Consider the following 13402-nt stretch of genomic DNA (forward strand, 5'->3'; position numbering starts at 1 on the left):
CCCTTGCTCGGTAGGCATACTGCCGGCCCCAAGGGGCCTGCCTCATGAGGCGGGAGTGGACCCGCATCCCTGGGGTGGCCCCGCGTGAATACCCACTGGTACGAGGCAGTCACCCCGTCATGTCCCTCCGCTGGCCGCTCCTGTCCCTGTCGTTGTTGGTGTCTGCTCCAGCGCTCGCGGTCGACGGCGTCGCCGTCCGGGTCCGCTGCACGGAGAAGTGCACGGTGATGCTGGATGGAAAGAACGGGTTCCGGGTGAATGACACCACCTGGGAGTTCAAGGGCATCACGCCGGGCTCCCTGCGCATCGACGCCACGGGCGTGCTGGGCCGCCCGCTCGCCGGCAGCTTCGTGGTCATCCCGGACGTGGCGACGGCGGACGTCTTCCTGGCCAGCAACAAGCGCATCATCATCGAGCCCGGCAGCTCCACCATGCCCGGCACACCGGACTGGGCCGAGCCGAAACCTCCCACGCCGGCCTCCACGTCGAAGGCGCCGAGCGTGGCCACCGTGAAGTGCCAGGACGACTGCACGGTGCTGCTCGATGGGAAGCGAGGTCTTCGCCGGGACAACCGGACCTGGGAGTTCCGCGACGTGGCGCCCGGCCAGCGGCGCGTGGAAGGCAGCGGTGGCGTCTTCAACCGGCGGCAGTTCGTGGGCTACGTGGAGGTGCCGGGTGGCTCCGAAGTCACCATCCATGGGGACTCGAAGGGCCGCGTGACGCTCACGGACCAGAAGGACCTGGAGGCGGCGAAGCAGCCCGAGGCGCGCGCGGCGACGACCTCCCGGGTTCACGTGCGCTGCGCGAAGCCGTGCACCGTGCTGATGGACGGGCAGCGCCGGGGCACGAGCAACGCGACGAACCTGAGCCTCCGCGACGTGCCGCCCGGGGAACATGCGCTGGAGGTGGACTTCACGGTGGGCGGGAAGCTGCGGCGCTCGACGCTGGCGGTGCCCGCGGGCCACGAGCTGTTCGTCACCGCGTCCGAGGAGCACGGCATCCAGGTGACGAACACGAAGCCGCTCTCGGGCACGCCGTAGAGAGACGGCGCGGTTGTCAGCGACTCTCCGCGAGGGGCGGATCCATCAACGCCGCCACCTCCGCGGAGTAGCCCCCGGGCCCTTCGCCATGAACGATGAGGGGTGGGCGCACGGCGAGGCCCCGGTCCCTGTCTCGCAGTGCATGCACCAGGAAGCGCGTGGCCGGGGCTCCCACGCGCGCGTGGACGAAGCGCAGCACGGTGGGGTGGAGCTTCGCCTGGGTCAGCAGGCCCAGCACCTCGGCCGCCCGCGCGGCTGGATACACGAGGCTCACGCCGCCGCCGGGCATCAACGCATACCGTGCCGCGGCGACGACGGATGGCGCGTCACACGCCACCTCTGACTTGGACACGGCCCGTTCGTCATCCGGGCTGCGGACCCCCGCGTCGGCGAGGCGGAAGGGTGGGTTGGACACGACGTGGGCGTACTGGCCCCCGGAGACGTGTTCGCGGATCCGTCGCAGGTCCCCGAGCAGCGGAGTGACTTGCGCTTCGCACCCGTTGAGCAGCACGGCGCGCATCAGCCGGGCATGCACGGCGGGCTGGAGCTCCAGGGCATCCACGGGCCCCAGGCCGAACTGCTTCACCAGCAGGAAGGACACCACGCCGCTGCCCGCGCCCAGCTCCAACATCCGCCCGGACTCGCCGATACGTTCGGTGGCCGCGAAGTGGGCCAGCAGCACCGCGTCCAACGTGAAGCGGTAACCCGTCCGCCGCTGGAGCACCCGCACCCCCGCCGTGCCAATGGAGTCGAGCGTTTCGTCCGGGCCGGGCTCGGGCAGGGTGGGTTCAGGCATGGGCTTTCCGCGCAGGACAGTCGTCTCCCAGACAAGAAGACAACTGTCCAGGGCAAGGCCCCCGGCGGCCTGTCAGGCAGGCGCTGCATCGATGAAGGGCCGCCACTTCTTCAATCTATTGGCTCTAGAGGGGCCAGAGCTTCAATAGATCGAGCCTGCGCGGCGGGTATTTCTTAGTGATATCGATGGGTTGCACGCCGATATCTCTTCACGGATCCTTTCAGGAATCTGTTCATGGCAACCCTGGAACAACTGCTCGCCGTACTCGGACGTCAGGTCGAGGTGAAGGGGAGCGAGCTGGCTACCCAGCTCCGGGTGTCGCGCCCGACTGTGTCGCGGCTGCTGGCCTCCGCAGGCCCGAGCGTCTGCCGGATGGGGCAGGGGCCCGCCACGCGCTATGCGCGGACCCGCTCGATTGCCTCCTTGGGCGAACGGGTACGGATGTACCGCGTGGACGAGACCGGCCGCCCACCGCGGAGACGCTCGATGTCTGGGCCGATGCCGCTCAACACGCACTGGCCTACTGGAACCGGCTGGAGCAGACCCCCGAACTCAGCGACACGTTGCGCGGCCACTGCGCACGATGCAGGGACTCACTTGCCGCGCTGATGCAGCGGACACCGGTCTGAGCCGGCGTCCGCTCCGTCTTCCTACGGCGCATAGACGACCGTCAGCACCGCGTTCGCCCCATCCCGGACGAACAGGTACTGCGTGACCGTCTGCGCCTGGGTGAAGCGCAGCCGAAGCTGCGTCTTCCCAGTCTTGCTGATGGCGGAGAGTCCCTCCGCGCTGAAGTCCCCGGAGCTCTTCGCTCCCGCGCTGAACCGATCGATGCCCGCGACGCTGCTCGCCGTGGCCGCCGCTGCCCAGTCCGTCACCTCCGTGTTCGCCGCGTTGAACGTCCCCGCCTTCACGTCGATAACCAGCGTGTTCCCCGCGGGCGTCGACCACGGGTCTCCCGAGCCCGACGAGTAGCTCACCGTCAGGAACGCCCGCGTGACAGTGGCCCCGTCCGGAAGGCTCGACGTGTCGAAGGAGAGGAACGACCGGTTGTACTTCCCATCCGTCCCCCGGCCGAGCGCCAGGTTCGTCATGAATCCCAGCGCCGCCCCGCTGCCATCCGCGTCCGCCTTCAGGTAGCCGTCATCCGCCGCGATGCTGGCGAACTGCACCGTCACCGGCGCCGGGGAGCCCGAGTTGCTCACCGTCACCACCGTGTCGTTGTCCGTCGCCTGATTGCCCGCGGCATCAAACGCACGGGCCCCCAGCGTGTACCCCCCGTTGGACACGGCCGTGCTGTTCCAAGCGAAGGCATATGGCGCCTGCGTGTCCGTGGACACCACCTCGCCATTCACCAGGAACTCCACCCGGGTGACGCCCACCGCGTCCGCCGCATCCGCGGTGACATTCACCGTGCCACTCACCGTGGCCCCGTTCGCCGGCGCCGTCACGTTGACGGTGGGCGGCGTGGTATCCCCCGTGGGCTCGCCTCCGCCTCCCGTCATCCCGAAGAACTTCACCTGGTGGTAGACGGAGCAGAGATTCACATCGCTCAGGTACGCCCCCACCGATCCACAGGCCGCGCTGCCCGTGCCGCCTGGGAACGGGAACTGCGCGTCCATGGCCACCGCGTGGCCCATGCCGGTGAGCTCCCACGTCTCCACCAGCGCGTTGCCCGCGCCGTCCCGGTACACCTTGTGCGGGAAGCCGGACACCGTCTCCACCGTGTCCGGCGTCTGGTCGATGCCGTGCACGTTCGTCCATTGCTCCATCGCCTCGGTGAGGTTCATCACGTTCACCGTGTAGTCACTGGTGCCGTGCCAGATGGTGACGCGCGGATGCGGGCCCGCGTATCCCGGGTACGCGCTGCGGACCATGTCTCCCCACGCGGCGGGCGTGCGATTCACACCCGGGCTCATGCAACTGAAGCCCGCATTCATCGACTCCGCGCACCGGTACGGGCCACCGGAGTGGATGGCCCCGGCGGAGAAGACATCCGGATAGGCGGCCAGCAGCGCGGGCGTCATGTATCCCCCCGCCGAGAACCCCGCCACGAACACCCGCGACGGGTCGATGGAGTACGTGGCCTTCATCGTGTCCACCATCTGCTTGATGGACAGCGCCTCGCCCCGGTCTCGTGAGAAGTCACCGGGCTCGAACCAGTTGAAGCAACTGGTCATGTTGTTGCCACCCTGCTGCTGCGGATAGACGACGTAGAACTTGTAGACGTCCGCCGCCGCGGACCAGCCGGCGCCCTCCATCCCCGCGGCCCGCTGCGTACACCCGTGCATCACCACCACCAGCGGCGCGTTGTCCGGCATGCCGGACGGCACGTGGCGGAACATCTGCAGGTTGCCGGGGTTGCTACCGAAGCTTGTCACCTGCGTCAGCAGGGGCTGGTGCTGCTCCGTCACCTCGGGCTCCACCTCCGGCGCGTCCCCGACGGGAGCGCCACAGCCCGCGAGGCCCGCGAACAGCCACGCGGCAAGAGGCACCCCAGCGGACCACGACCACGGCCAGGAACGGCTGCGACGCTGCTTGAGCATGGTGTCTCCCTGGCGGCCACGAGGGAAAGGGCGGCCGCGGGGCGAAACCTGACTCTTCCGGGAGTCACTGATTCAAGGCGCGTCGCGTCGCATCGCGCTGAAACATGAACCAGGATTCAAATCGCGCACCGCGTCGTGTGGTGTGCTGAAACATGAGTCAGCCCTCAGCTCAGGGAAGACACCGGGCGTCGGGCCGCCCGGCGTCCTCCGGCGGGGCTCAGCGCGCGGCGCGCTCGGCGACGAGCCGCTCCGCCACGTCCAGCACCTTGGCCTCCACGCACACGTCGTCCAGGTGGTTCGCCTCCACCAGGCCGGTGGGGCTCGTCACGTTGACCTCGGTGAGGTAGGAGCCCAGCACGTCGATGCCCACCAGCCGCAGCCCGCGCTTCACCAGCTCCGGCTTCAGGCGCTCGCAAATCTCCAAATCCCGCGGGGTGAGCACGGCCTTCCGGGGCACGCCGCCGGCGGCCATGTTGCCGCGGTGGTCGTCGTCGGACGGGACGCGCAGCACGCCGCCCACCGGCTCGCCCTCCACCAGGAGGATGCGCTTGTCGCCCTGGCGGCTCTCCGGGATGTACGCCTGCGCCATGACGGCCTCGCGGCCGCCCCGGGTGAGCATGTCCACCGCGGAGCGCGCGTTCCGGTCCGTGGCGGACAGGAAGAGGATGCCCTTGCCCGCGAAGCCATCCACCGGCTTGAGGATGGTGCCCGCCGCGTTGCGCGCGATGAAGTCCAGCAGCACCGGCAGCTCGCTGGTGACGCGCGTGTCCGGCATCAGGTCCGGGTAGCGCAGGGAGTAGAGCTTCTCGTTCGCGTCGCGGATGCCCGAAGGCTCGTTGATGAAGACAGGGGGCCGGCCCGTGCCGCACAGCTCCACCAGCTGGGTGGCGTGCAGGAACTCCGCGTCCACGGGCGGGTCCTTGCGCATGAAGAGCACGTCCAGCGAGGACACCGGGCGAGGGGCCTCGTCGAGGATGTCGAAGTGCCGTCCCAACTCGCGGCGCACGGTGACGTGGCGCATGCGCGCCTCCGCGCAGGTGCCGTTGAAGCGCAGCCAGCCCTGTTCGAAGTAGCGCACCTGGTGGCCGCGCTTCTGCGCTTCGAGCATCAACGCGAACGTGGAGTCGTGGTCCACCCGCACTGTCTCGAGCGGGTCCATCAGGAAGCCAATGGTCAGAGGGGCCATACAGTCCGGAATCAGAGGGAGGGGGCGCGAAGATAACCAAGTGCCCCGGGACGTGCCCCTCAATCCCGGTTCTGTGTTTCAGCGCTCGGGGATTTCCGCCAGCTTCAGCCGGAACTGGGTCGTCTCCCCGGCGCTGATCGGCACCGACAGCATGCGCTTCTTGCCGTCCGGGCCCACGATGGTCAGGTCGTGCTCCCCCGCGGGCATGGCCACGTTGAACATCGGCGTGCGGCCCACCCGCTTCTTGCCTCGGAAGACCTCCGCCTCCGGCAGCACCAGCAAGGTCAGCTTGCCCCGGCCCTTCACCGGACGGGCGCTCGCCGCCTCCTTGGAGCGGGAGCCCTCCGCGTCCTCGCCGCCCACCGCGGCGCCCAACGCCTTCGCTGGAACCTCCGCGCTGCCGGCATCCGTGGGCGGGCCCGAGCCCGGTCCCAGGTAGACGGGCAGGTTCGGGTCGTGGTGGGGGAGGGTGCGCAGCGCGCTCGCGTCCTCTTCCTCCACCGTCTCGTTCAGCACCTTCGACAGGTGCCAGGCGGCATAGCCACCGCCCACCAGGATGCCCATCAGCACCAGCCCCCACAGCACATTGGAGGCCTTGCTCTCCGGCGGCTGCGGCTTGTCCTCCACGGCCGCCGAAGCCTTCCGGGGCGCCGCAGCAGCGGGCACCCTGCGCGAGGGCTTGCGCGGCATGCCAGCCACGCCGTTCGACGGCGTCGGGATGTCGTTGCGCTCGGGGAGGTAGGGCCCGTCATCACTGCGCAGCGCCCGCTTCGCGGAGTCCAGCATGACGCCGTTGGTGGTGCCGTCCGCGGACTCCAGCATGACGCGCGTGGCGGACATGCGCTCGGCGAACCAGTCCTGCATCAGCGCGGCCCGGTCATGCGCGTCCAGCAGCAACTTGCCCGCCGCCGCTTCAATCGCCCGAGCCATGTCCCGGCCGTTGGCGAAGCGCTTCTCGCGGCTGCGCTCCAGCGCCCGCATCACCACCTTGGACACCTCTTCGGGCACGTGCGGCGCGACGTGCGAGGGCCAGGGGACGGGCGCCTCCAGAATCTTCATCATCTCGTCGCGCTCGTTCTTGCCCGCGAACAGGCGCGCGCCGGTGATGAGCTCGTGCATCATCACCCCGACGGAGAACAAGTCACTGCGGCCGTCCAGTGTATCGCCCCGCACCTGCTCCGGGGACATGTACCCGGTGGTGCCCTTCACCGTGCCGACGTTGGTGCGCTCCAGGCTGTCCTTCGCCTTGGCGATGCCGAAGTCGAGCAGCTTCACCACGCCGTCGTACGTCACCATGATGTTCTTCTGGGCGACGTCGCGGTGGATGACGGGGCTGGGCGCGCCAGAGGGCGCCGTATAGGTGTGCGCGTAGTGCAGCGCCATGCAGACGTCGCGCGCCACCGACAGCGTGAAGCCCAGCGGGAGCTGCTCCTGGCGGCGCAGACACGCGCCGGTAATCTGGTTCAGGTTCTGCCCGGCGATGAACTCCATGGCCAGGTAGAGCCCGTCTTCCTCGCGCCCCAGGTCGAACACCTGCGCGATGTTCGGGTGGTTGAAGGCCGCGGTGATGCGCGCCTCGTCCAGGAACATGCGTTCGAACTGCGCATTGTCCCGCGCGTCCGGCAACACCCGCTTGATGACCACGTACTTGCGGAAGCCACCCGGACCCGAAGTGAAGCCCAGGAACAGCTCCGCCATGCCTCCTACGGAGAGCTGCGTGACGACCTCGTACTTCCCGATGCGCTCGCCCCGATAGAAGTCGATGGGGAAACCCTCCGCCGGCACCCCGCTGTCGGGGCACATCCCGCGCCAGACGATAACAGGCATGTACGGGGCGGACGTGTGGTGAGAACGGGCCTCCACCTGGGGTGGTTCCCGCATCCACCCGGAAGCTGTGGATGACCTGTGGACAGTGGGGGAGGGGCTGTGGAGAAACCCCGGTGTGGATCAACACCTGTGGGTTCCCGGGGATAACCGTCACTTTACCCACATGTAGCACATCCCGAATTCGTGAGTGTTCCCGGGAGGTTGCTGACTTGTCCCCAAGTCCGAGCTGCCTACTGCCACTACCAATAGATCAATACCTCTTATGAACCTTTAGAAGAAGCTGTCGGCGCTGGGGATGAAGTGCCTGTGGAAACCCAGGGCCGGTGGCCGGTGCCCCACCTCAAGCCAGCGCCAGGCGCAGCTGTTCGAGCAACGCAGGCAGCCGGGTCATCAGCTCCCGGTCCATCTCCTCCAATGCCCCGCGAAGGGCCGCCAGGTCCTCTGGGGCGCGTTCTGCGGTCACCATGCGCTGCAGGACCCTCAGGCGCTGATTGCGCTGCACCAGGCTGCCCAGGACGTCCTCCAGCTCATCGCTGAGGGCCGCGCCCAGGCGCAGGTCGTGCCCGATCAGCTCCCGGAGCTGCTCCACCAGGTACGTGAGGTCCCAGGATTCTGCGTATCCAGCACGGCGCGACATCTCACCCCAGCCCAGGCGGGTCGCCGGGCTCACTCCAGCGGCTGGGGCCGCAGCAGGCCCACGAGAGTGAGGCGCGAGCGGGACGGGTCCAGCTCCACGCTGACCTGGCAGCCGGCGACGTCCATCCGCAGCGTGTACGGGAACTCGGGGGGCAGCTGGCTTTCCTCCTGCCGGGCCAGCGCGGCCAGGCGGAACAGCTCGGCGAGCAGCTCCTGACGGGTCTCCGCCGCGAGCCCCTCCACGGCCGCCTGGAGGCCGCGTGGGATGAGCACGGTGAAGGCCTGCGATGACGAAGGGGCGCATGAGGAGGATGCGACAGAGGTCATGGCGTACCCCAGGTGCGAGAACCATACCCTTCCGGCATCCAACCATTTCGCGTGGTTGCAGCCTGTAGCAGTGGAACGGCCTGTAAAAAACACTGCCCCCCTCCCCGTCGACCCTGAAGTGTTGGGAGGTGGGACGTCGAGGGGGCGGGGCGTCCGCGGGGCCTTCTGGCGCGGGTATAGCCAGAGGGCACGGGGGGGAACGCCATGGCGCACGCAACGCAGGCGTCCCGGTACAGCGGCATTGTCTTGGCGCTGATGCTGGGGTTGGGAGCGGCGGCTTGTCGGGACACACCGTCCCTGTCGGGGGCGGAGGGGCGGTTGCGGTTGTCGGCACAGCGCGTGGACTTCCCGCACGCCTACCCGGGCACCCGGCGGGAGGCCGAGGTCCGCGTGGTGAATGGCGGCCGGGCCCCGTTGGACGTCACGTGGACGGACGTGACGGCCCCCTTCTCGTTGGAGGCGGCGCTGCCGGTCCGGGTGCTGGCGGGAGAGGTGCCGGTGCGTCTGCGCTTCGCGCCCGAAGCCGAAGGGACCTACGAGGTCATCCTCACCGGCACCGCGTCGGATGGCGGCCAGGTGCAGTTGGTGCTGGCGGGCGAGGCGAAGCCGGTGCCGGAGTGCTTCACGCCGGTGACGTGCGCGGCGGCCACCTTCGACCTGGTGACGGAGCGGTGCGTGGAGTCGGTGCTGCCGGACGGCACCGCGTGTGAGCCGGGCAATGCCTGCATCACCGGCGCCACCTGCCAGGCGGGACGCTGCCGGGGCGAGGAGCGCGCCTGTGACGACGGCAACGCCTGCACCACGGACGTGTGCCACGTGCTGGACGGGTGCCAGTCCGTGCCGGCGCCGCCCTGTCCCGCGGCCGGGCCGTGTCAGGTGGGGACGTGCGACCCGCGGCTGGGATGCGCCACGGCCCCCGCGCCGGACGGCACCCTCTGCGGCGCGGCCCAAGGCACCTGCGAGGACGCGGACGTGTGCCTGGATGGGGCCTGCGTGAAGCGCGACCTGCCGGAGGGGTTCCTGTGTGAAGCGGCCAGTCCGTGCCAGGCGTCGGGGCACTGCCGCGGCGGCGTGTGCGCGCGTCCCGCGGCGCAACCCCTGAAGGTGGATTGGGAGCACGACGCCCGGGCGGGAGAAGAGCACCTGCAGGACCTGCTGGTGGGGCCGGAAGGGGACGTGACGCTGTCGGGCTTCTACGGCACGCCCGTGCTGGACGCGGCGGGCAAGGGGCCTCCGGTGCGGGCCTCCCACCCGGCGCGCCGCTGCATGCTGTGGAACGACCGGCTCCTGTGCATGGACATGCCGATGGACGGGACGGTGTCGCTGCTGGAGCGCGACACGGGGACACCGCGGTGGACCTTCACCCTGGCCGACGCGCGGCCAGACTTCCGTGCCAGGACGCAGACGCTCTTCCTGGCGCGGCTGGCGGTGATGGCGCCGGACCGGCTGGCGGCCCTCTTCGAGGCCTACCCCACGGACCAGCGGCGCGACACGGCGTGCCGCATGTACTTCCTGGTGGTGCTGGATGCCTTCGGCCACATGGTGTCCGCGCGCGAGCTGACGGACCCACAGCTCGCCGAGTGCAACCACCCGCACCCGTATGGCCTCGCCTCGGACGCGGTGGGGGACCTCTACGTCGCCTTCGCGCCCACGCTGAACACGGGCGCGCCGCTGGCGTCGGGGGCGCCCTCGTTGCTGATGGCCTTCTCCTCGGACGGGGTGCCGCGCTGGCGGAGGACGGAGCCCCTGCGCGCGGGCGAGCTCGCGGTGGTGAACGGGCTGCTGCTGCCCGAATGGGGCTTCCAGGCGTTGAGCACCCGGGATGGGACACCGGTGGGGGAGCAGCTCGCCCAGCAGTTGGGCCGCGCGGTGGCCACCCCGGACGTGGTGGTGCCCAGCGCGTCGGGCACCACGGTGAACGCGGGGGTGGACAGCTTGAGCTCCACGCCGGCCGCCACGCAGCTGAAGGGCTTCCGGCTTCCGGACCTGGAGCCGGCGTGGCTGTACTCGCTGAAGGAAGGCCAGCACCTGACGACCAAGGAGCTCCGGCTGGCCACCTGGCCCAGGGGCGCGGGGCTTCCGCCCGAGACGCTGGTGCTGACGCACGCGGTGGCGGCCGACAACCAGCGGTTGCTGGTGGGCGTGCGCGCGCGGGATGGGGCGGAGGCCTTCCAGTGCCCGCTCGACTACGCGCCGCGCACGGTGCCGCAGTTGATGGAGCTGGGGCCCGGCGCCCTCTACCTGATGGATGGGGCCCTCAGTTGTGGCGAGTGCGATCCGCCCTTCGCCAACAGCCAGCCGCGCTTCATGCGCTTCCCCATGCCGGGGTTGCTGCCCGCGAACGCGCCCTGGCCCGGGACTTTCGGAGGACCGGGGCACGGGCACCATGAGAACGCGGCTCACTGAGCGGCGCGGCCCTTCACTGTGGAGAACTTGTGGGCGCTCGAGAGGATGCGCCCCTCGCGCAGCCAGCCCTGGTCATCCACGGTGAGCGGCGCGCCCACGGCGGTGACGCGCGCGGGGGCCTTGCGCGTGAGCCACCCGAGCCACGCGCACAGCGCCGCGTCCAACTGGTCATGGGTGGGAAGCTGGCCCGGCGGGAAGCGCAGTCCTCGCGCCTCCAGCACCGCCTGTCTTCGCGTCCGTCCCGCGTGAGACGTCTTCTTCCCCAACTTCTCCACAGACAGCGCGCGCCACGTCGCGCCGGGGAAGGCCTCGAAGAGGCGGGCCTCCTCCAGCGAGTCCGTGTCCACGTCCAACAGGGGATGCCCACCCCGAGCATGCAGCGCCGCGAACAGCAGCACCCCGCCCCGGACGAAGCCGGCGAAGGGACGTCCAGGCTGGGGCAGCACGTCGGGCGTGCGTCCCGGCGCGCGCAGGCATCGCTCCGCTTCGCGCACGGAGGCTCCCGGCCGGGCCAGCGCCTGGGGCCCATCGATGACGAGCACATCCTCCGGGTCCAAAGGAAATGCTGCGCGCAGCAGCTCCGGGGTGAAGCCGAGCGCCTTCGAGGGGACAGGCCACCGGAGCTCGGAGAAGCGCACCTGCCCCCGGGCATCCATCTCCGCCACGTCCACTGGCCGGGGAACGCGTGCGTACGGGTCCGTCAAATCCCAGCCCAGGAAGCGCATGGTGAGCTCAAGCCGGCGTAGCGGTTTCCCGCATATCGCGCTGCTTCATGACGCGCCCTGAAAGGAATTCAGTCTCCACCACGTCTGCTCACACTCGTCGTGAATGTGCAAATGCTATGGGTCCTCACCACATCCGGCCTGTCACGGTGCTTGTGGGAGTCAGAACCCGGCGGGTGGACAGGCCCCGCGCAGCCGATATTCTTCGCTCACCGTAGCGTTGGCGTTCGTGGACGGTATTCCACGGTGCCCATGCGCAGGCCGCTCGGGAAGCAACCCCCTTGTTCCCGGCGCTCGCGTGGAAGGAGTGCGGTTGCCCGGACGACCTTGGAGGTCCGGCGTGCGGCGGCTTCGTGGCATCGTGGGGGGCCCGCTCGGGCCCCGGGTGGAAGTCTCCCGGGGCCCGAGAGACCTCGTTCCAGACGCCGCTATGGTTCGGGTGTCTCCGCCGCCTGTTTCGCTTCCACGCGCGTGAAGGACAGCAGGTAGGCGGGCTCGTCTCGCGTGCTCGCCTGTATCAACTCCTCCGTCAGCGCATGCAGGGGCCAGCGGTCCATGGACGCCTTGCGGAAGAGGGCCACCGCGCCCTCCAGCGCCTCGATTCGCGCCAGCGCCTCTTCACGCCCGGCTTCGTCGCCCATGTCCTGGGCGCCGCCGCGGACGAGCTGCAGGCCCACCACGCGCTCCACCATGGTGGGTTGTTCGGCCATGCGCGTGCCGATGTCACGGGTGATGCGGCCCAGCCGCTTCCGGCCCTCGGGGGACAGCGAGCCGCGCGTGCCCACGTTGCGCGTGCGCAGCACCCATGAGCCCCGGTCCGTCACGCTGTGGGCCGCCACCGCCATCGCCGTGGCGCTGACATCCGGCACCCCGGAGCCCTCCAGCAGCTTCCGGGCTTCCTCGTACGTGCGGGTGAAGACGCCCTCGCGCCACACGGGCAGGGCGGCCACCTGCTCCAGGCGGTCGATCTCCGCCGCGCTCATCTCCGAGCCCGGCTCCGTGTCTCCCAGGAGCAGCAGCAACTGAATCTGCATGGCGCGTGGGTTCGCGGCCGCCAGCGCCTCCAGCTTCTGGCGGAACACCGTGCGCGCTTCGTCGTGGGAGGACTGCGGCAAGGCCTCGCCCCGGAGCACGTCCATCACCGCCACGAAGAGGGACGGGTCCTCCAGCCGAGGCACCTGCCGCAGCAGGAAGAGCGCCTTGTCCGCGTCCAGTCGCGGGCTGCCCAGGGCGAGCATCAGCCTCACGTCATCCGACGCGGCACGCTCCCAGGCGGCCTTCGCCGCGGCGGCAATGGCCGGGTCGGGCGGCAGCGGTGTGGCTCCGGGAAGCAGCTCGCTCTGCTGAAGGTCGGGCTGGCCCAGGTCCACCCAGGCCTGGCGGAATGCCTGTTGCCAGTCCATGCCGGGCGTGCGCCGCAGCTCGCGCAGCCGCGCCAGCAGCTTTGCTTCCGGAGCGCCCGGGGCGGCGGCCTCCAGCCGGCGGAGCGCGTCGCTGGCCTCGGTGTCCTGGCCTTCCTCCAGCGCGAGACAGGCCTTCACGAGGAGCGCCGGAGCATGTTGGGGCGCCAGCTTCAGCGCGGCCGCCAGTGCCTCATGCGCCTGGGCCCGCTGTCCCGTCGCGGCGGCCCGAGCGGCGCGGTCCGTCTGGACCAGCACCTCCATGGGGGCCTGGGACTTCGCCTTGGGCGCCTCATGCGCGTGGTCCGCGTGGGACTCGCCATGCGCGTCGTGCGTGTCCAACGGGGTGGAACCGGGCGATGGAGGCCGTGGGCTCCACAGGAAGAGCCCTCCGGCCAACACCGCCACGCCGACGCCCGCGCCTCCCCACAGGAGCTTGCCGCGACGCCGAGGCGCCGGGGCGTTATCGGAGGAAGGGAGGGGAGGCGTCATCGGGCGGGAATCTCCGCGAGGGGT

10 protein-coding genes are annotated in these 13402 nt (G+C 70.0%); 2 read left to right on the plus strand and 8 right to left on the minus strand.

Features of this window, described 5'->3' with window-relative positions; genetic code table 11:
* The first annotated feature begins 119 nt into the window (after nucleotides 1-119).
* Nucleotides 120-1040, plus strand: a complete 921-nt coding sequence (locus tag FMP39_RS03570) for a hypothetical protein (protein ID WP_228557620.1) — start codon at nucleotides 120-122, stop codon at nucleotides 1038-1040.
* Between the two features lie 16 nt (nucleotides 1041-1056).
* Here FMP39_RS03570 and FMP39_RS03575 read toward each other — a convergent pair whose 3' ends face one another.
* The 6 genes from FMP39_RS03575 to FMP39_RS03605 form a co-directional block, all read right to left on the minus strand.
* Entirely contained in the window at nucleotides 1057-1836 is a 780-nt protein-coding gene (locus tag FMP39_RS03575; protein ID WP_141588598.1) for a tRNA1(Val) (adenine(37)-N6)-methyltransferase, read from the minus strand.
* Between the two features lie 650 nt (nucleotides 1837-2486).
* Nucleotides 2487-4382, minus strand: coding sequence for a PHB depolymerase family esterase (locus FMP39_RS03585; RefSeq protein WP_141588599.1), 1896 nt, complete (start codon nucleotides 4380-4382; stop codon nucleotides 2487-2489).
* A 217-nt stretch (nucleotides 4383-4599) separates the two neighbouring features.
* Nucleotides 4600-5568 (minus strand): glutathione synthase, encoded by a 969-nt coding sequence (gshB, locus tag FMP39_RS03590; RefSeq protein WP_141588600.1) that lies wholly within the window; start codon nucleotides 5566-5568, stop codon nucleotides 4600-4602.
* A 78-nt stretch (nucleotides 5569-5646) separates the two neighbouring features.
* Nucleotides 5647-7371: a serine/threonine-protein kinase gene (locus tag FMP39_RS03595; RefSeq protein ID WP_228557621.1), complete on the minus strand. Its 1725-nt coding sequence runs from the start codon at nucleotides 7369-7371 to the stop codon at nucleotides 5647-5649.
* A gap of 364 nt (nucleotides 7372-7735) precedes the next feature.
* Nucleotides 7736-8065 (minus strand): hypothetical protein, encoded by a 330-nt coding sequence (locus tag FMP39_RS03600; protein WP_225888398.1) that lies wholly within the window; start codon nucleotides 8063-8065, stop codon nucleotides 7736-7738.
* Nucleotides 8062-8358: a hypothetical protein gene (locus FMP39_RS03605; RefSeq protein ID WP_141588601.1), complete on the minus strand. Its 297-nt coding sequence runs from the start codon at nucleotides 8356-8358 to the stop codon at nucleotides 8062-8064. Before FMP39_RS03605 ends, FMP39_RS03600 begins: the two co-directional genes overlap by 4 nt.
* Before the next feature lie 204 nt (nucleotides 8359-8562).
* Between FMP39_RS03605 and FMP39_RS03610 the strand changes: the two genes are divergently transcribed.
* Nucleotides 8563-10764 (plus strand): EB domain-containing protein, encoded by a 2202-nt coding sequence (locus tag FMP39_RS03610; RefSeq protein ID WP_141588602.1) that lies wholly within the window; start codon nucleotides 8563-8565, stop codon nucleotides 10762-10764.
* Here FMP39_RS03610 and FMP39_RS03615 read toward each other — a convergent pair.
* Together FMP39_RS03615 and FMP39_RS03620 are read right to left on the minus strand one after the other, a co-directional pair.
* Nucleotides 10758-11489, minus strand: a complete 732-nt coding sequence (locus FMP39_RS03615; RefSeq protein WP_141588603.1) for a DUF429 domain-containing protein — start codon at nucleotides 11487-11489, stop codon at nucleotides 10758-10760. The two genes, FMP39_RS03610 and FMP39_RS03615, sit on opposite strands and share 7 nt — an antisense overlap.
* 425 nt (nucleotides 11490-11914) lie before the next feature.
* On the minus strand, nucleotides 11915-13402 hold a 1488-nt coding region (locus FMP39_RS03620), incomplete at its 5' end, for a hypothetical protein (RefSeq protein WP_228557622.1).

This window comes from Myxococcus sp. AB056, from assembly GCF_006547365.1.
GTDB classification, from domain to species: domain Bacteria; phylum Myxococcota; class Myxococcia; order Myxococcales; family Myxococcaceae; genus Myxococcus; species Myxococcus virescens.